16 protein-coding genes are annotated in these 17,389 nt (G+C 70.6%); 8 read left to right on the top strand and 8 right to left on the bottom strand.

The window, feature by feature from the left end:
- The first annotated feature begins 52 nt into the window (after positions 1-52).
- Together DFJ67_RS16420 and DFJ67_RS16415 are read left to right on the top strand one after the other, a co-directional pair.
- Entirely contained in the window at positions 53-811 is a 759-nt protein-coding gene (locus DFJ67_RS16420; protein WP_116068729.1) for an ABC transporter ATP-binding protein, read from the top strand.
- On the top strand, positions 796-2,319 hold the full coding sequence (locus tag DFJ67_RS16415; RefSeq protein WP_147315519.1) for a hypothetical protein: 1,524 nt from the start codon (positions 796-798) through the stop codon (positions 2,317-2,319). The genes DFJ67_RS16420 and DFJ67_RS16415 overlap by 16 nt, the downstream gene beginning before the upstream one ends.
- Before the next feature lie 67 nt (positions 2,320-2,386).
- On the opposite strand, the gene DFJ67_RS44360 is transcribed toward DFJ67_RS16415, so the two are convergent.
- Positions 2,387-3,076 carry a fasciclin domain-containing protein gene (locus DFJ67_RS44360; protein WP_170215876.1) on the bottom strand — a complete coding sequence of 230 codons (690 nt, stop codon included), beginning with the start codon at positions 3,074-3,076 and terminating at the stop codon, positions 2,387-2,389.
- A gap of 172 nt (positions 3,077-3,248) precedes the next feature.
- On the opposite strand from DFJ67_RS44360, the gene DFJ67_RS16405 reads away from it, so the two are divergent.
- A complete protein-coding gene (locus DFJ67_RS16405; protein ID WP_116068725.1) occupies positions 3,249-6,362 on the top strand; it encodes a putative bifunctional diguanylate cyclase/phosphodiesterase in 3,114 nt (1,037 codons plus the stop codon).
- Here DFJ67_RS16405 and DFJ67_RS16400 read toward each other — a convergent pair.
- A complete protein-coding gene (locus DFJ67_RS16400) occupies positions 6,359-7,255 on the bottom strand; it encodes a Gfo/Idh/MocA family protein (RefSeq protein ID WP_116068723.1) in 897 nt (298 codons plus the stop codon). The two genes, DFJ67_RS16405 and DFJ67_RS16400, sit on opposite strands and share 4 nt — an antisense overlap.
- Before the next feature lie 48 nt (positions 7,256-7,303).
- On the opposite strand from DFJ67_RS16400, the gene DFJ67_RS16395 reads away from it, so the two are divergent.
- Positions 7,304-7,678: a hypothetical protein gene (locus DFJ67_RS16395; RefSeq protein WP_239097234.1), complete on the top strand. Its 375-nt coding sequence runs from the start codon at positions 7,304-7,306 to the stop codon at positions 7,676-7,678.
- Entirely contained in the window at positions 7,671-8,090 is a 420-nt protein-coding gene (locus tag DFJ67_RS16390; RefSeq protein WP_116068721.1) for a hypothetical protein, read from the top strand. The genes DFJ67_RS16395 and DFJ67_RS16390 overlap by 8 nt, the downstream gene beginning before the upstream one ends.
- Here the strand turns inward: DFJ67_RS16390 and fabG are convergent.
- The 4 genes from fabG to DFJ67_RS16370 form a co-directional block, all read right to left on the bottom strand.
- A complete protein-coding gene (gene fabG, locus DFJ67_RS16385) occupies positions 8,087-8,908 on the bottom strand; it encodes a 3-oxoacyl-ACP reductase FabG (protein WP_116068719.1) in 822 nt (273 codons plus the stop codon). The genes DFJ67_RS16390 and fabG overlap by 4 nt on opposite strands.
- 45 nt (positions 8,909-8,953) lie before the next feature.
- Positions 8,954-10,606, bottom strand: coding sequence for an alpha-amylase family protein (locus DFJ67_RS16380; protein WP_116068718.1), 1,653 nt, complete (start codon positions 10,604-10,606; stop codon positions 8,954-8,956).
- 76 nt (positions 10,607-10,682) lie between these two features.
- On the bottom strand, positions 10,683-11,369 hold the full coding sequence (locus DFJ67_RS16375; RefSeq protein ID WP_116068717.1) for an SDR family oxidoreductase: 687 nt from the start codon (positions 11,367-11,369) through the stop codon (positions 10,683-10,685).
- A gap of 22 nt (positions 11,370-11,391) precedes the next feature.
- On the bottom strand, positions 11,392-12,078 hold the full coding sequence (locus tag DFJ67_RS16370) for an SDR family oxidoreductase (protein ID WP_116068715.1): 687 nt from the start codon (positions 12,076-12,078) through the stop codon (positions 11,392-11,394).
- A gap of 92 nt (positions 12,079-12,170) precedes the next feature.
- Here DFJ67_RS16370 and DFJ67_RS16365 point away from each other — a divergent pair, with 92 nt between their 5' ends.
- From DFJ67_RS16365 to DFJ67_RS16355, 3 genes are all read left to right on the top strand, one after another.
- On the top strand, positions 12,171-12,737 hold the full coding sequence (locus DFJ67_RS16365) for a TetR/AcrR family transcriptional regulator (RefSeq protein ID WP_116076278.1): 567 nt from the start codon (positions 12,171-12,173) through the stop codon (positions 12,735-12,737).
- A gap of 10 nt (positions 12,738-12,747) precedes the next feature.
- Positions 12,748-13,251, top strand: coding sequence for an RBBP9/YdeN family alpha/beta hydrolase (locus DFJ67_RS16360; RefSeq protein WP_116068714.1), 504 nt, complete (start codon positions 12,748-12,750; stop codon positions 13,249-13,251).
- A 100-nt stretch (positions 13,252-13,351) separates the two neighbouring features.
- Positions 13,352-14,179: an alpha/beta fold hydrolase gene (locus DFJ67_RS16355; protein ID WP_116068712.1), complete on the top strand. Its 828-nt coding sequence runs from the start codon at positions 13,352-13,354 to the stop codon at positions 14,177-14,179.
- Here the strand turns inward: DFJ67_RS16355 and DFJ67_RS16350 are convergent.
- Together DFJ67_RS16350 and DFJ67_RS16345 are read right to left on the bottom strand one after the other, a co-directional pair.
- The gene (locus DFJ67_RS16350) at positions 14,169-15,515 is read right to left on the bottom strand and encodes a DUF1501 domain-containing protein (protein ID WP_116068710.1); all 1,347 of its coding nucleotides are present in this window, start codon (positions 15,513-15,515) and stop codon (positions 14,169-14,171) included. The two genes, DFJ67_RS16355 and DFJ67_RS16350, sit on opposite strands and share 11 nt — an antisense overlap.
- A 4-nt stretch (positions 15,516-15,519) precedes the next feature.
- Positions 15,520-17,298 carry a DUF1800 domain-containing protein gene (locus DFJ67_RS16345; protein ID WP_116068709.1) on the bottom strand — a complete coding sequence of 593 codons (1,779 nt, stop codon included), beginning with the start codon at positions 17,296-17,298 and terminating at the stop codon, positions 15,520-15,522.
- Between the last annotated feature and the right edge of the window lie 91 nt (positions 17,299-17,389).

The following is a 17,389-nucleotide window of genomic DNA, read 5'->3' as shown; positions in this document are numbered from 1 at the left end:
TCGGTAGCTGGACGCATTCCGCGCGCCGGCCCGAGTTTCTAGCGTTTTCGGCATGACAACGAACGCGCTCCGGCTCGCCGGACTGACCAAGCGATTCGGAGACCAGACAGCGGTCGACGGGATCGACCTGACCGTTCCGGCTGGCTCGTTCTTCGGCCTGGTCGGCCCCAACGGCGCCGGCAAGACCACGGCGCTCTCGATGGCCGTCGGCCTGCTGCGCCCCGACGCGGGCACCGCCGAGATCTTCGGCACCGACGTCTGGCGGGCGCCGACCGCGGCGAAGCGCCTGGTCGGGGTGCTGCCGGACGGCATGGCGATGACCGAGCGGCTGACCGGCCGGGAGATGCTCACCTTCCTGGGCCACCTGCACGGGCTGCCGGCCGGCGTCGTCGCCGACCGGGTCGACGAGCTCCTCTCGGTGCTCGACCTCGACCGCGCCGAGCGCACCCTGATCCTGGGCTACTCGGCCGGCATGCGGAAGAAGATCGCCCTGGCCAGCGCGCTGCTCGGCGCACCCCGGCTGCTGGTGCTCGACGAGCCGTTCGAGGCGGTCGACCCGGTGTCGGCGCTGACCATCCGGTCGATCCTCAAGCGGTTCGTCGCCGGTGGCGGCTCGGTGGTGCTCTCCAGCCACGTGATGGCGCTGGTCGAGCAGCTCTGCGACACGGTCGCGGTGATGAACGCGGGCCGCGTCGTCGCGGCCGGCCCGATCGACGAGGTCCGCGGCGGCCGAACCCTCGACGAGGTGTTCGTCGAGCTGGTCAACGCCCGCACGGCCGGTGAGGAGGAGCTGTCATGGTTGGCGTCCTGATGGGGATGAAGTGGCGGATCCTCCGCAACTCCTTCACCGGCACCAAGGCGACGTCGATGGTCACCGGCGTGGTGGCCGGTCTCGCCGCCGCGGGCTGCACCCTCTGGCTGACCATCTCGGCCGGTCCGGACCGGGCCGGTGGCGCGCTCCTGCTGACGATGGCGTCCTGGTTGGTCGGCTGGATCGTCGGGCCGATGATGGGCGGCAGCGACCCGGGCGTGCGCCGCGAATACCTGCGGCACGTGCCGCTGACCGACCGGCAACTCGCCGCCGGGCTCTTCGGCGCCGCGCTGGTCGGGATCGGCCCAGCGGTCACCCTGATCGCCGGAACCTCGCTGATCTGGTACGCGCTGCGCGTCGGCGCCGCCGCCGTGCCGGTGGCCCTGGTGACCCTGGTGCTCTTCGTCCTGCTGCTGGTCGCACTCTCCAATGTGGTCGTCGCGTTGGTCGGCCGGGTCGTCAACAGCCGGCTGAGCGCCGCGCTGATGGCGATCCCGTGGGGGGCGATCGTCTGCCTCGGCGCGCAGGGCTGGGTGATCATCGCGGCGATCACCGGCGGCCCGGAAACGGCGCTGCCCCCGTTCATCGCCGACAAGCTGCGGCTCGCCCCCTCCGGCTGGCCGGTCGTGGCGATCGAGGCGGCCGGGCGGGGCGACTGGGCGCTGGTCGTTGCCGTCGTCGCGGGCCTGGTCGCGCTGATCGCGGCGGCCCTGGCGGGCTGGGCGCTGCTGCTGCGCCGGCCGGCCGGCCGGACGGTGATCCGGGCCGCCCGCTGGCGCGGCTGGCGGCCGGCGACCCCGCTGGCCGCCGTGCTCGGCAAGGAGTTGCGCACCTGGCGCCGGGACCTGGTCCGGATCCACTTCCTGACCTTCTCCCTGGTGTACGCGCTGACCTATGTGCTGCTTCCGCTGCTCATCAACGTGACCGACTACCTTCCGATGGCCGGTGTGTTCTTCGTGGCGCTCGCCGTCGGCAGCAGCGCACACCTGCACAGCTCCGACGGCACGGCACTGTGGCAGACGCTGCTGGCACCGGGCTCGGAGCGGGCCGACATCCGGGGCCGGCAGCGCGCCTGGCTGCTGGTGGTCGCTCCGGTGGCGATCGCGCTGACCGTCGTCGGGCTGGTCTGGCACGGCAAGGCCGACATGGTGCCCTGGGCCGTCGGCCTGCTGCCGGTCGTACTCCTCGGTGGTGCCGGGCTGTTGATCCTCTTCTCGGTCCTGATGCCGATCCGGATCGCCGACCCGCACCTGCGCGGCAACAACCCGGGCTCCGACGGCGGCGCGATTTCCGGCATCGTCTGGCTCTCGCTCATCGCCCTGGTCGTCGTCGCGTCGCCGGCGCTGGCCCTGCTGATCACCGGCACCGTCCGGCACAGCGAGGTGCTCCGCTGGTCGGCGGTGCCGGTGAGCGTCGTGCTCGGCGTCGGTCTCGCCTGGGGCTTCGGCCGGCTGGCGATCACCCGGCTGACCCGCCGCGGCCCGGAACTGCTGGCCAAACTGGGCTGACGGGTGAAAGGAAGGGCCCCTTGTCAACTCAGAGCGTTAACAAGGGGCCCTTCCTTTCACCCGTGGATCAGGTGGCCGACGGAGTCGGCGTCGCGCCCGGGAGCGTCAGGACGGCGTCGATGAGGTAGACGGTGGCGTTCTTGGTCTGGATGTTGCCGCAGACCACGCTCGCGGTGTTGTTGACCGTGAAGTCCTCACCGCTGCCCGTCACGGTCAGGTTCTGGCCTTCCATCGTCTTGTGCGTGCCGGCCAGGTTGCTCGGGCTCAGCCGCTGCGGCACCACGTGGTACTCCAGCACCTGGGTGAGCTGCGTCTTGTTGGCCAGCAGCGCGTTGAGCTGCGACTGCCCGAGCTGGTTGAACGCGTCGTTGGTCGGCGCGAACACCGTCAGGTTCTGTGCGTTGTTGAGGGTGTCGGTCAGCCCGGCGGTCTTGATCGCGTTGGACAGCGTCGACAGCTGCGGGTTGCTGGCCACCGCGGTGGCCACCGGCTGCGAGGCCATCGACGACAGGCTGCCGGCTCCCGAGCTCGGGAGCGAGGAGCAGCCGGGGCCGAAGGCCGGGCCGCCGCTGCCGGCGGTGTTGGACCCCGACGGCTGAGGGCTGGCGCTCGCACTTCCGCCGGGCGACGCGGTGGCGGTCGTGCCACCGGTTGGCTGAAGGGCGGTGGACGGGCTGGTGTCCGAGCCGCACGCCGCCATGGCCAGGGCCATCGCGGCCACCGTGACGGCAAGACCCGCTGTCCTGAAGACACGCATGATGCTGAGATCCCCTCATGTCGGTTTTGAGATGCTTTACACAGATTCGTACCAGCATGGGGGAACCGATGATGCCTACTTGACGTAATCGAGACATAGCGTTGCGTGATGGCAAGGCTCGTCGGCGTAACGTGTAAATGCCGGTTAATTGACAATTGATCGGAGTTGGTGCATGACGCGGCGGATCGGGCTGGCCGCCTACGGTCTCTGGATGGCCGTGCTGGCGGCCATCTACTTTGTGGTGCCCGACTCCTGGCTGACCGGCGTATGGACTGTCATCAGCGCCAGCAGCGTCGCCGCCGTCTATGTGGGCATCCGGATCAACCGGCCGCGGATGGCCCGCACCTGGCTCTGGTTCTGGGCGGCGATAGTTTTCCTGGCCGCTTCCGACCTGGCGTTCAACCTCACGCTGCCGGGCGGCCCGGCCAGACCCCCGCTCACCCTCTCCGACGACATCCTGTTGCTGATCTCGTTCGTCCTGCTCGGCGTCGCGCTGATCAAGTTCGCCCGCGCCGCCGAACCGGAGCGCGACCGGCCGGCGCTGATCGACGTGCTCGTGCTGATACTCGGCGTCGGCCTGCTCGTCTGGGTGCTGACCGTCGAGGCCAACTTCCAGCAGCCGCAGACCGGCGTGATCGCCGACGTCCTGCTGATCGCCTACCCGGTCGCCGACATCCTGCTGCTCGGCCTGATCGTGCGCCTCGTCACCGCCGTCCGGTTCACCCCGGCGGTGCTGTTGCTGGTGCTCGGCACGGTGGGCTACGTCGTCGCCGACGCGCTCTTCCGGGTCGGCCGGGTGGACGGTGCCTGGCCCATCGGGGTCCCGCTCGACCTGGGCTATTTCGCGCTCTACGGGTTCTGGGGCGCGGCCGCCCTGGTGCCCTCGATGCGCAAGATCACCGAGTGGGAGTTGCCCCGCCAGCGCGACGTCACCGTTCTGCGCCTGGTGTTGCTCGCGTTCTGTGCGCTGATCCCGCCCGCGATCCTCTTCTACGAGTCCCTGGCGTTCGAGTCGGTCCGGCACGGTGTGGTGATCGCGGTGGCCTCGTTGGTGATGTTCCTGCTGGTGCTCACCCGGCTGGGCTACCTCGCACAGCGGCTGCGCGAGCAGATCGCCCGGGAGCGCGGGCTCCGCGACGTCACCGCCGCGCTGGTCTCGGCCGCCGACAACGAAGGGATCGCCGACGCGCTCGACGACGGGATCCGCCGGGTGCTGGGGCCGGGCACCAACTACCGGTTCCTCCTGCTCACCGACGGCGTCAACAGCGAGACGCCCGGCCGGCACATGGGCATCCTGCCGACCGACCGGTCGCACGAGGCGATCCGCGCGCTGCGCGAGCCCACCCTGATCCACTCGGGTGATCTCCCGGCGCCGACCGCCGACGCGCTCGGCGCCCGGCGGGTCTCCGACGGCCGCCAGACGCTGATCCTGGCCCTGCCACTGCCGATCGGCGAGGGTGGGGAGAAGCCCGACACGATCGGCGCCATGTTGGTCGACGCCGCGGAGCGCCCCCTGGTGTCGGCGCAGGACCGGCTCGCGGTGCTCGCCTCGCAGGCCGCACTGGCCATCGACCGGGTGGCGCTGAGCGAGAAACTACGCAAGCGCACCAGCGAGGAATACTTCCGGGCACTGGTGCACAACGCCGCCGACGTCATCCTGATCGTCGACAGCGACGACCGGATCGCCTACGCGAGCCCGTCCGCCCAGGCCATGTTCGGCGACATCGACCTGGTCGGCAGCGGGTTGCTCGAACACAGCGCGCCGGCCGAGCGACACCGGGCCGAGCGGGTGTTCCGGCGACTCCAGGCGCAGCCCGCGGACAGCGCCGACCTCAACTCGCGCGGCAGCACCGACTGGACGCTGAAGCGCGCCGACGGCACCGCCGTGCAGGTCGAGATCTCGGTCCGCGACCTGCGCGACGACCCGACCGTGCGCGGCCTGGTTTTCACGCTGCGCGACGTCACCGACAAGCGCCGGCTGGAGCGCGAGCTCACCCACCGGGCCAACCACGACGCGCTGACTGGGCTGGCCAACCGGGCGCTGTTCGCCGAGCGGATGCAGAAAGCGATCGACGCGCGGCGCGGCGTCGTCGGGGTGCTGTTCATCGACCTCGACGACTTCAAGGTGGTCAACGACACGCTCGGGCACGCCAGCGGCGACCAGGTGCTCAAGGCGGTCGGCCGGCGGATCAGCGCCGCGCTGCGCCCGCACGACACGGCGGCCCGCCTCGGCGGTGACGAGTTCTCGGTGCTGATCGACGACGCCGGCGAGCCGGCCGATGTCGAAGACGTCGCCGACCGGATCACCCGGGCCCTGCGCGAGCCCTACACCATCGCCGGCCACCAGATCAGCTGCTCGGCCAGCATCGGCATCGGCACCACCGCCGACGCCGAGGACGGCGCCGAACTGCTGCGCCAGGCCGACCTCGCGCTCTACGTCTCCAAGGGCGCCGGCAAGAGTCAGTGGCGGCGCTACCAGCCCGAGTTGCACACCACGATCGTCGAGCAGTTGGAGCTGCGCGCGGAGCTCGACCACGCGATCCACAACAACCAGCTCGTGCTGGAATACCAGCCGATCGTCCGGCTCTCCGACGGGCACACCGCCGGCTTCGAAGCGCTGCTGCGCTGGAACCACCCGACCCGCGGCCGGCTGGCGCCCGACGCGTTCATCGACGTGGCCGAGGAGTCCGGGCTGGTGGTGCCGATCGGCGAGTGGGTGCTGAAGACCGCCGTCGAGGCCGCGCGGACCTGGCGGCGCGAGCACCCGACCGGCGCGCCGTACGTGGCCGTCAACGTCTCGGCCCGGCAGTTCCGCACGCCCGGCTTCGTCCGGCTGATCAAGCGTGAGCTGGCCGGGCACGGGTTGCCACCGTCGTGCCTGATGCTGGAGATCACCGAGAGCCTGCTGCTCCGCGACGACGAGCAGGTCTGGGACGACCTCGCCGAGGTACGCCGGCTCGGCGTGCGGGTGGCGATCGACGACTTCGGCACGGGCTACTCGTCGCTGAGCTACCTGCGGCACGTGCCGCTCGACGTACTCAAGATCGACCGGTTGTTCACCGGCACGATCGCGACGTCGGCGCAGCAGCGGGCGCTGGTCGACGGCATCGTGCGGCTGGCGCACACGCTGGGCCTGGAGGTGGTCGCCGAGGGCATCGAGACCACCGAGGAACGCGACCTGCTGCGCCGCACCGGCTGCCCCTACGGCCAGGGCTTCCTGTTCTCCCGACCGATGCCTCTGCCGGCCGCCCTGCGCTGGCTGCGCCTCAAGCAGCTGGCCGCTTAGAGTTTCGCGACGCGGCCGTCTTCGCGCGACCGCTCGGCCGCGGCCAGCACCGCGACCACGTCGCGTCCGAAGTGGACACCGACGTCGTGGCTGGCGCCGCCGATCTCGGCGATCAGCAGGTCGATGGCGGTGGCGAAGACGGCCCGCACGTCGCCCTCGCCGCGCGGCACCGATGCGACCCCGTGCTCACCGAAGAACGTGATGTCGCGCAGCACCGCGGCCGGCGGCGCGTCGACTGTCACGGTGACCGTGCTGACCGCGCCGGAGGTGTGCCGCAGCAACAGGTTGGTGGTGGCCCGCGGCCCTTCGATGGCGGACACCTCGGCGACCGGGCCGAGCACCGGCAGCACCTGCGACAGCGCGTGCGGGCCGACGTCCCAGAGGCCGCCCTCGGTGCGCCGCCACGGCGACGCGCCGTAGGGGTTGCCGGGCTGGAAGATCGAGCTCAGGTGGGCCATCCGGCTGCCTTCCCAACCGCCGGTGGCGATGATCTCGCGGAGGGCAGCGGTCACCTTGTCGTCGAACCGGGCGGTGAAGAACACCACCGACGCCACCCCGGCCTCGTCGGCCGCGGCGACCACCCGGTCGGCCGCGTCGACGCTGAGCGCGAGCGGCTTGTCGAGCAGCAGGTGCTTGCCGGCCTCGGCGGCCCGCTCGGCGATCCCGGCCTGCACGTCGGGCGGCAGGGCGACGGCCACCGCGTCGACGTCGGCGAGCAGCGCGTCGATCTCGGCGTAGGCCCGGCTCCCGGTCTCGCCGGCCAGCGCGGCCGCCTTGGCCGGGTCGCGGCCCCAGACACCGACCAACTCGGCGTCGGGGTGGGCGACGATCGCGGGCGCGTGGGTGGCGGTGGCCCAGGGGCCGGTGCCGAACAGACCGAACCGGAGAGGCATGGGCCCAGTCTGCCCGATGAGCTGCGGCGCCTTCGCGCCGAGTACGGTGTGCCCGTGAACGGCACGCTCTCCGGACTCGTGATCGGCCTGTCGCTGCTGGTCGGCGTCTGGGCCCTGGTCGAGGCGCTGCGCGAACGCGCGCCGGGCCGCGGTCAGCTCCTCGGGTTGGCCCTCGTCGAGGTCGCGCTGATCGCGCTGCTGATCTCGGCGGCGGTCGCGGCCTCGGGCGGCGACCGGCCGGCCAGCGCGGTGACGTTCCTGGGCTACGTCGTGACGATCATCTGCCTCCCGCCGCTCGGCTACGTGCTGGCCAAGCTGGAGCCGACCCGCTGGGGCTCGGTGATCATCCTTGTGGTCTGTCTGACGGTCCCGGTGCTGGTGTTGCGCCTGCACCAGACGTGGCAGGTGGTGACGAGTGGCTGAGACGACCGCGCCGCGCACGCTGGGCACCGGCCCCGGCCGGGTGCTGATCGCCGTCTATGGCATCTTCGCGCTGTCGGCCAGCGGCCGGGCCGTCGTGCAGATCGCCACGAAGTTCACCGACGCCCCGCTGGCCTACCTGCTGTCGGCGTTCGCCGCCGCGGTCTACATCGTGGCGACGGTCGCCCTGGCCAAGGGCGGCGAGACGTGGCGCCGGGTGGCGCTGGCGAGCTGCTCGATCGAGCTTGCCGGCGTGGTCGCGGTGGGCCTGCTGACCGTCTTCGACGCTGCCGCCTTCCCCGACGACACGGTCTGGACCGACTTCGGCCGCGGTTACGGCTACGTCCCGCTGGTCCTGCCGATCATCGGCCTGCTCTGGCTCCGCTACGCCGGCAAGCGCCGCGCGGTCGTCTAGAACAGCACCCCGAGCTGGGGGCCGCCGGAGACGTAGATGACCTGGCCGCTCACGAAGCCGGCACCCTCGCTGGCGAGGAACGAGATCGTGTGGGCCACGTCTTCTGGCTGGCCGATCCGCTTCACGGCGGTCTGCTCGGCGCCGCCCTTCTTGAGCGCCTCGAAGTCGACGCCCATCCGGGCCGCCGTGGCAGCGGTCATCGCGGTCTCGATGAAGCCCGGCGCGACCGCGTTGGCGGTCACCCCGTAGCGGCCGAGCTCGATCGCCAGGGTCTTGGTGAAGCCCTGCATGCCGGCCTTGGCCGCCGCGTAGTTGACCTGGCCCCGGTTGCCGAGCGCCGAGGTGCTCGACAGGTTGACGATCCGGCCCCATTTGGCCTGCACCATGTGCCCCTGCACGGCGCGGGTGACCAGGAACGCGCCGCGCAGGTGCACCGAGAGCACGGTGTCCCAGTCGTCGTCGGTCATCTTGAAGATCAGGTTGTCGCGCAGCACGCCGGCGTTGTTGACCAGCACGGTCGGCGGACCCAGCTCGGCCACCACCCGGGCCACCGCGGTCTCGACCTGCTCGCGGTCGGCCACGTCGGCGCCGATGCCGACCGCGGTGCCACCGGCGGCGGTGATCGTCTCCACAGTGGACTTGGTCGCGGTCTCGTCGAGATCGAGCACCGCCACGGCCAAACCGTCGGCGGCCAACCGTTGTGCGGTCGCCGCGCCGATCCCGCGCGCCGCCCCTGTGACGAGCGCCACTCGCGTGACCGGAAGACGGGCCGCCGCGTCAGCGGCGGGCTGTCTGAGGACCTCAACGTTATCTGCCATGAGTCTTCCTCCCCTTTGGTTACCGCACAGTAGCGGACGCCGCGCTCAACTGGCAGGGCTGCGGTTGAGGCGGATCCAGCGGTAGCCGTAGCCCGCGACCTTGAGCTCGGAAAGGTCGCCGACCTCCGGGTATTCCTGGTCGGCCAGCACGTCGTTGGGGTGGTCGGCGTCAATGGCGAGCTTGCCGAGGTCGACGGTGGCCGGGCGGCGGCCGAGGTTGTGCACGAACAGCATGCAGCCGGTCGGGCCGTCGGCCCGGTGCGCCAGCACGCCGGCCGGCACCGCGACGTCGACGTGGGTGCACGAGCCGGCACCGACCTCGGGCGCCTCGCGGAGGGTGCGGATCATCCGCTCGAACCAGGACAGCAACGACGTCGGGTCGTGCCGCTGTGCGGTCACGTTGACCTGTTCGTAGCCGAAGTCACCGCCGGAGACGACCGGCCGGACCAGCTTGTCGGATGCCGCGCTCGAGAATCCACCATTGGGCAGGACAGACCATTGCATCGGGGTACGGATCGCCTGCCGCCCGTCCAGCGACAGGTCCTCGCCCATGCCGATCTCGTCGCCGTAGCGGAGCACCGGCGTGCCGCGCAACGAGAACTGGAGCGCGTAGGCCAATTCCAGCCGGCGCCGGTCGTTGCCGAGCATCGGGGCGAGCCGGCGGCGGATGCCCCGGTCGTAGATGCGCATGTCCTCGTCGGGGCCGAACGCTTCGTACACCTCGGCGCGTTGTTCGGCGGTGAGCCGGGAAAGGTCGATCTCGTCGTGGTTGCGCAGGAACGTGGCCCACTGCCCGCCCGCCGGCAGCATCGGGGTGTCCCGCAACGCGTCGATCAACTGCTCCGGCTCCTCGCGGGCGAGGGCGAGCACCAGCCGCCCGTTGAGCATGAAGTCGAAGAGCATGTGCACCCGGTCGTTGGCCTTGGGGCCGGTGCCGAAATAGTCGACCAGCTTCGCCGGCTCGACGTTGGCCTCGGCCAGCAGCACGGCGTCGCCCCGCCGCCATTGCGCGTGCTCGCGCAACTCGGTCAGGAAGTCGAAGTCCTTCGGGGAGTCCGGGTTGCCCGGCTCGGTCAGCTCGATGATGAACGGCAGCGCGTCGATCCGGAACCCGGCGACGCCGAGCTGCAGCCAGAAGGCGATGATCCGCTTGATCTCTTCGCGTACCTCGGGATTGGCGAAGTTGAGGTCGGGCTGGAACTTGTAGAACCGGTGGTAGAACCAGGCCTTCGCGGTGCGGTCGTAGGACCAGGTCTCGTCCTGCTCGCCCGGGAAGACCATGCCCTGGTTGCGGTCGCTGGGCTCGGTGTCGCTCCAGACATACCAGTCGCGGTAGGGCGAGTCCGGCGACGATCGGGCCGACTGGAACCAGGGATGCTGGTCGGAGGTGTGGTTGACGACCAGGTCGATAATCACCTTGATGCCCCGGTTGTCGGCCTCGTGCAGCAGTTCGGCGAAGTCGCCGAGCGAGCCGAGCCGCGGGTCGACGCCGTAGAAGTCGCTCGCGTCGTAGCCGTCGTCGCGGCCGGGGGTGGGATGGATCGGGTTCAGCCACAGGCAGGTCACACCCAGCCGGGCCAGGTAGTCGAGGCGGCCGATCAGCCCCCGCAGATCGCCGACGCCGTCGCCGTCGGAGTCCTGGAACGTGTCGACGTCGAGGCAGTAGACGACAGCCTTCTGATACCACCGGTCACTCATGTGCTCTGGAGTTAACCCCGGGGCGGCCCGGCCAAACCGAACCGCCCCGGGGCGCGCACATGGTGCGCATGCGTGCTCAGCCGAGCAGCAGCGTCGGGTCGCCGTTGAGCGCGGCCCGCACCGCCCGGGTGAACTCGTCGCCGAGCACCTCGTCGGCGTCGGCCTCGACACCGTCGACGGCGGCCCGGGCGATCACCCGCGGGTCGGCCTTGGGCTCCGTCGTGTAGGACGCCATGTCGGTGTCGACGTAGCCCATGTAGAGCCCGGTCACCCCGATGCCGAGCGGCTTGAGCTCGCCCCGCAGGTGGTTGGTGGCCGACCAGAGGGCCGCCTTGGCCGCGCCGTAGCCGGCCGCTGGCAACCAGGACAGCACCGACGCGACGTTGAGCACGTGCCCGCCGCCGTTGCGGGTGATGCCCGGCACGAAAGCCCGGGTTACCTCGAGTGGGCCGAACAGGTTGGTCTCGAACTCACGCCGGAGGTCGGCCAGGTCGCCGCCGACGACGCTGCGGTTCAGCGTGTCGATCCCGGCGTTGTTGACCACCAGGGTGACGTCGCCGGCGGTGGCCGCGGCGCGCTCGATCGATGCCAGGTCGGTCACGTCGAGCGCGATCGGGACCGCGCCCGGGGTGGTCACCGTGCGTGGGTCGCGGGCCGCCGCGTAGACGGTCTTGGCACCGCGCTCCAGGAACTCTTCGACGAAGGCCTTGCCGAGCCCTCGGTTGCCGCCCGTAACCAGGACGGTGGCGCCGTTGATCTGCATTTTCTCTTCCTCACTGATCGATTCAGCCGAGCAACGCGGCGGGGTCGCCGCCGAGCGCGGCCCGGACGGCCTTGGTGATCTCATCGGCCAACACCTCGTCGGCGCCGGCCTCGATGCCGTCCGCGGCGGCCCGGGTGATCACCCGGGGCTCGCTCTTGGGCAGCGTGACGTGTGCGGCCAGGTCGGTGTCGACGTAGCCCATGTAGAGCCCGGTCACCTCGATGCCGCGCGGCCGCAGTTCGGTGCGCAGCGCGTTGGTCGCCGACCAGAGCGCCGCCTTGGTCGCGCCGTAGCCGCCGCTGGGCAGCCAGGACAGCACCGACGCGACATTGAGCACGTGACCGCCGCCGTTGCCGACCATCGCCGGCACAAAAGCCCTGGTCACGTCGAGCGGGCCGAAGAGGTTGGTGTCGAACGCGCGGCGGAGGTCCGCCGGGTCGACCTCGATGAAGGTGGGGCTGGAGGTGCTCACGCCAGCGTTGTTGACCAGCAAGGTGACGTCGCCGGCCCGCTCCGCCGCGCGGGCGATCGACGCTGGGTCGGTCACGTCGAGCGCGATCGGAACGGCGCCGAGGTTGGTCACGCTGCGTGGGTCACGGGCGGCCGCGTACACCTTCCTGGCCCCGCGCTCGAGGAACTCTTCGACGAAGGCCTTGCCGAGCCCGCGGTTGCCACCGGTCACCAGGACGGTGGAGCCTCTGATCTGCATCTCTGTTCCTCCGGGGGGGGGTAAACCGATCGGTTTCCAACACCGTAAACCGATCGGTTTCCGATCGCAAGAAACGGCGCTACGCTGTGGTGATGGCAACGGCGACGACTACACCACGTGATCGGCTGCTCACCGCAGCGGCCGCGCTGTTCTACCGCGACGGGGTGACCGCGACCGGCGTCGAGCGCATCTGCGCCACGGCCGGCGTCTCGAAGCGGTCGATGTACCAGCTCTTCCCGACCAAGGACGCGCTGGTCGCCGCGGCGCTGGCCGAGGACGGGCCGGCGGTGCACGCCGCCTTCCTGCCCGACGACACGGTGACCGAGCCGCGGGAGCGCATCCTGCACGTCTTCCGGGCCCTAGAAGACACCGTCGCGCAGCCGGGCTTCTTCGGCTGCCGGTTCGTCAACACCGCCTCCGACCTGCGCGACCCGACCCACCCGGCGGCGGTCCTGGCCCGCGAGTTCAAGCAGGAGTTGACCGACTGGTTCGCCGCCGAGGCCCGCACCGGCGGAGCCACCGACCCCGACCTGCTGGCCCGCCAACTCACCGTCGTCTTCGACGGCTCGGGCGCCCGCACGGTCGTGCACGGCACCACCCTCGACGGCCTCAGCGTGACCACCGCCGCCGCCCTCCTCGACGGCGCCGGGGTCAAATAGACTCTCCCCTATGACCCGCTACCTGCTCGTGCCGGGCCGTGGTGTTCCGTTGGCGGGCCATTGGATGCGGGCGTGGGCGCGCAAGCCCGGGTATCGGTGGGCGCCGGAGCCACCCGGGCCGCCCTATGTGGTCGACGAGCGGGTCGAAGCCCTGCGGGCGGCCGTCGACGCCGACGGCACTCCCGCCATCCTCATCGCGCACAGCGCGGGCTGCGTGACCGTCGCCAACTGGGCTTCCCGGCACGACGGACCGGTGCGCGCGGCGCTCCTCGTGACGCCGCCCTTCATCCCTCCAGAGTGGATGCATGTCGCGCGGCAGCCGTTGCCGTTCCGGACGGTCCTGGTCGCCAGCCGCACCGACCCGCACTGCACGATGGAGCAGGCCCGCGAATGCGCCGACAACTGGGGCGCGGTGCTTGTCGACGCCGGTGACGTCGGCCATCTCGACAGCGCGACGGGGTTCGGGCCGTGGCCCGACGGCGAAGCACTGGTCGCGCGGCTAGCCGGTCCCTAGCGCATCACCATTCACTGAAGGCGCGGAACACCGGAAGTGACAGCGGGCCGCCCGTAACGTCGGAACGAGTGGAGACCGACGTTCCCACGGGGGGAAATCCATGACCACCGGACACGTTACGACCAACGACAACACCGACATCTTCTACAAGGACTGGGGCAGCGGGCAGCCCGTCGTCTTCAGTCACGGCTGGCCGCTCACCGCAGACGCATGGGACGACACGATGATGCTGGTCGCCGACAACGGCTTCCGCGGCCTCGCGCACGACCGGCGCGGTGGTGGGCGGTCCAGCCAGCCCTGGGAGGGCAACGACCTCGACCACTACGCCGACGACCTGGCTGCGGTGATCGAGTCCAACGACCTGCACGACGTGGTGCTCGTCGGACACTCCACCGGTGGCGGCGAGATCACCCGCTACGTGGGCCGGCACGGCACCGACCGGGTGTCGAAGATGCTGCTCGTCGGCGCGATCCCGCCGTTGATGCTGAAGACCAAGCAGAACCCGGAAGGGTTACCCAAGGAGGTCTTCGACGGGCTGCGGGAGGGCGTCAAGGACGACCGGGCACAGTTCTACAAGGACCTCGCACCGCAGTTCTTCGGCGCCAACCGGAAGGGGTCAGACGTCTCGCAGGGCATCCTCGACGACTTCTGGGAGCAGTGCATGACGGTCGGAATCAAGGGGGCCTACGACTGCATCGAGGCGTTCTCCGAGACCGACCTGACGAGCGACCTCGAAGCGATCGACGTGCCGACGCTGTTCATCCACGGCGACGACGACCAGATCGTGCCGTTCGCGGACGCGTCGAAGAAGGCCGTGAAGATCGTCAAGGACGCCGAGCTGAAGGTCTACCCGGGCGCGCCGCACGGTCTGTTCGAGACCGAGCAGGACAAGTTCCAGGGCGACCTGCTCAACTTCCTCAACTCTTAAAGATGCCGATCTTCTTCGGCACGTACCCGGGGAAGATCTTCTTCGCGTCTTTGACGCCCATCCGGGCGCCGAGCAGCTCGCTGACCACGTCACGGTAGTCGTTGGCACCGGCCAGGTCGCCCTGGTCGAGCGCACCGGCGGACAGGCCCGGCCATTTGCCGTGCACCTTGCCGCCGTTCATGCCGCCGCCGAGCAGCAGCATCACGCCGCCGTGGCCGTGGTCGAGCCCGGAGTTGCCGTTGGCCTCGACCCGGCGGCCGAACTCGCTCATCGTCACGATCGACGTGTTGTCGAGCGCCGGACCGAGGTCGGTGGCGAACGCGCCCAGCGCGCCGGCGAGTTCGTTGAGGCGGTTGCGCATGTCGCCGCCGTCGGGGCCGCCGATGTTGGTGTGCATGTCCCAACCGCCGATGTCGACGGCCGCGACCCGCAGGCCGACCTTGGCCTTGATCAGCCGGGCGACGTCTTTGAGTTGGTCGGCGAAGCCGCCGCCGGGCCATTGTGCGGTGGTCTGGTACTCGCTCTGCGCGATCTTCCGGGCGGTCGAGATCGACTTGAGCGTCTCGGCCGCCTGCGAGCCCAGCGGATGGTCGCCCACGCCGGTGTAGAGCGCCTTCAGCGCGGTGAGCGTCTTCTCCCGCATGCCGCCGCCGGCGTTGAGGTCGAACTCGCGGATGCCTTGCAACACCAGCTTGCTCTGGCCGCCGACCAGCGACCGGGGCAGCGCCGCACCCTCGGCGACGGCGCGGAACGTGGTGCCCGGGCCCAACTGCTCGAGCACCCGGTCGAGGAACCCGGTGTGCACGGCGGTCGACGCCGCACCTCGCTCCAGGCAGTCCTGCGCCTGGAAGTGCGACCGGCTGGCGTCCGGTGAGGCGACCGCGTGCACCGCGGCCATCTTGCCGGCCTCCCAGAACGGCGCCAGCGGCGCGAGCCCCGGGTGCAGGCCGAACCGCGAGTCGCCGGCGAGCAGCGCGCCGGGCTGCACGGCGATGTCGCGCCGGGCGTTGAGATAGTTGCGGTCGCCGCGCGGCACGATTACCGACAGCCCGTCCATGCCGCCGCGCAGGAAGACCACGACCAGAGTGCGGTTGGTGGTCGACGGCGCGCCGAACGCGACCCGGGTGGTGGCGATCTGGTTGGCCAGGCCGGCGACACCGACCGCACCCGCTCCGGCGAGCACCCGGCGCCGGGTGAAGCCCTTGCGCCACTGGTCGCGCTGCGCCTGGAGGTCGGCGGCGACCGCTTCGGCCTGCACCCGGATCGCCGCTTCCGGCAGGTTGGGGCCGTAGCGGGCCAGCTCTTCTTCGGTGCGTGGTCCATTGTCGACAGTCATGGCCTCACCGCAGCGCGTGGTAGATGGAGTCGAGCAACAGCGGAGCCAGGCTCTCGATCTTCCCGCCCAGGCTGGCGTTGCGCACCGCGGTGCCGTCCTTCGCGCTGAGGAAGGAGAGCAGGGCCTTGCGGTGCGGCGCCGCGACCTTCTGGAACACCAGCCGGGCCGCCAGGCTGTCGAGGTAGGGACCCGTGGTGGCGGGGCGCTTGCCCACCAGTCCCTCGGCCTTCGGGTAGGACAGCCCGCGTTCCCAGCCCTCGATCAGCGACCGGTGGGCGTTCCACAGCGCGAGCGTGGCGTGTGCCGACCGCCAGGCCGCCGCGACGTCGGGGTAGCCGTTGGGCGGCACCCACGCCAGCGGCGCGTTCCCGAACCGCTGGGTCATGTAGTAGAGACCCTCGATGCCGGACCGCGTGTCGGAGCCGGGCGCGATGCCGATCGCGCGGGCGGTGGCCACGAAGTTCTCCAGCGGCCGCCGCGTCTTGAGCCCCGTCGAGATCCAGAACTCCCGCGAGCGGAAGAGCACCCGCAGCACCGGCGCGATCGCGGTGCCGTTCTCCAGGTAGGTGTCGGCGAGCCGTTGCACCAGGCCGTTGGGCGGGGAGTCGCAGACGAACCGGACCGCCAGCTTGCGGGCGATGTTCTTCGCCGTCGCCGGATGGGTGGCCAGGTAGCTCAGATATTTCTCGCCGACGGCCAGGCCCTTCGACCGCGACGCGTTCTTGTCCTTGAAGCCGAGCACCTTGACCGGGTCGACCCAGTGCCGGCCCGAGTCGTAGCGGAACTCGCCCTCGTTGGTCACCGTGCGGCCGGTCAGGATGTAGGCGCTGTTGCGCACGTCTTTCTCGTTGTAGCCGCCGTCGATCCCGACGGTGTGCAACTCCAACAGCTCGCGCCCGTAGTTCTCGTTGACCGAGCGCCGGTCGGAGTCGGCATTGTCGAGATAGCGGAGCATGGCCGGGTGCCGGGCACTGGCCTTGAGCATGTCGACGAACTTGCCGAGCGCGTGCTTGCGGATCACATCATTGTCGTACGACGTCCGCACGTCCCACCCGCCGTCGAACGGGTTGGTCACGTTGAGGTGGTTGGCCCAGAAGTCGACCATCACCTCGAAGAGTTGGCGCTCGCTCCAGAACTGCCGGGCGATGGTCGCCTGCCCCAGCTCGAACTGCGCCTGGAAGTCGCCCTCCTTGACCGTGCGGCGGATCTGCGCGGTGCTCATCGACACGGTCGGGAACGCGCTGAGCGCCTTGGCCGACACCGGGTCGTCGATCTTCCCGGGGTTGAGCTGCCGCTCGAGCCACTCGTCGATGCCGGTCTTGGTGGCCGCGTCGACCAACGCCCGGGTCGGCCCGAACGTGGCCCGCCGCAACATGTGCAGGATCGGATCGCGGCTGAGGAGGTTGGGGCTGGTCGGCTTGGCCTTCGCGGCGGCCGCGGCGGCGGCGCTGAAGGTGTCGTCGAGGCCGGCGGCGCCGAGGTTGATGGAGTCGCCGAGCGACTGCGTGTAGCTCGCGTCGCGGTCGGCGAACGCACCCGCGTCGCGCGGCGACCGGGTCGAGGTGGCCGAGTCGCCGAGCGCCGCGGCGATCCCGTCGCCGCCACCCATGACCATGGCCGCGGAGCCGACCGCACCGGTGGCGACCACCACCGCGCCGGCGCCCATCAGCACCTGCCGGCGGTTGCGCACGAGCTTGAGCAGCGTGGGCTCGCCGGCCCGCGCCAGCCGCGCGACTTTTGGCACCAACGGGTCCGGGGCCCGATGCCGCGACGGTTGCGCCATTGCCCCCCACCTCACCGTTCGGCCACTTCAGGCCGGACCATAGATGGACGCGTGCGGTTCTCTCAATGTGAGCAGGCTTTTGTTAAGCCGG

The sequence above is a fragment of the Asanoa ferruginea genome, from assembly GCF_003387075.1.
Lineage (GTDB): Bacteria > Actinomycetota > Actinomycetes > Mycobacteriales > Micromonosporaceae > Asanoa > Asanoa ferruginea.
This window is presented reverse-complemented; position numbering and strand designations above follow the sequence as displayed.

Excerpts from the sequence above, each read along its gene's own strand:
- DFJ67_RS16370 (WP_116068715.1), bottom strand. The coding sequence starts at position 12,078 with ATGCAGATCAGAGGCTCCACCGTCCTGGTGACCGGTGGCAACCGCGGG.
- DFJ67_RS16345 (WP_116068709.1), bottom strand. The coding sequence starts at position 17,298 with ATGGCGCAACCGTCGCGGCATCGGGCCCCGGACCCGTTGGTGCCAAAA.
- DFJ67_RS16420 (WP_116068729.1), top strand. The coding sequence starts at position 53 with ATGACAACGAACGCGCTCCGGCTCGCCGGACTGACCAAGCGATTCGGA.
- DFJ67_RS16380 (WP_116068718.1), bottom strand. The coding sequence starts at position 10,606 with ATGAGTGACCGGTGGTATCAGAAGGCTGTCGTCTACTGCCTCGACGTC.
- DFJ67_RS16400 (WP_116068723.1), bottom strand. The coding sequence starts at position 7,255 with ATGCCTCTCCGGTTCGGTCTGTTCGGCACCGGCCCCTGGGCCACCGCC.
- DFJ67_RS16405 (WP_116068725.1), top strand. The coding sequence starts at position 3,249 with ATGACGCGGCGGATCGGGCTGGCCGCCTACGGTCTCTGGATGGCCGTG.
- DFJ67_RS16355 (WP_116068712.1), top strand. The coding sequence starts at position 13,352 with ATGACCACCGGACACGTTACGACCAACGACAACACCGACATCTTCTAC.
- DFJ67_RS16360 (WP_116068714.1), top strand. The coding sequence starts at position 12,748 with ATGACCCGCTACCTGCTCGTGCCGGGCCGTGGTGTTCCGTTGGCGGGC.
- DFJ67_RS16375 (WP_116068717.1), bottom strand. The coding sequence starts at position 11,369 with ATGCAGATCAACGGCGCCACCGTCCTGGTTACGGGCGGCAACCGAGGG.
- DFJ67_RS44360 (WP_170215876.1), bottom strand. The coding sequence starts at position 3,076 with ATGCGTGTCTTCAGGACAGCGGGTCTTGCCGTCACGGTGGCCGCGATG.
- fabG (WP_116068719.1), bottom strand. The coding sequence starts at position 8,908 with ATGGCAGATAACGTTGAGGTCCTCAGACAGCCCGCCGCTGACGCGGCG.
- DFJ67_RS16350 (WP_116068710.1), bottom strand. The coding sequence starts at position 15,515 with ATGACTGTCGACAATGGACCACGCACCGAAGAAGAGCTGGCCCGCTAC.
- DFJ67_RS16415 (WP_147315519.1), top strand. The coding sequence starts at position 796 with ATGGTTGGCGTCCTGATGGGGATGAAGTGGCGGATCCTCCGCAACTCC.
- DFJ67_RS16365 (WP_116076278.1), top strand. The coding sequence starts at position 12,171 with ATGGCAACGGCGACGACTACACCACGTGATCGGCTGCTCACCGCAGCG.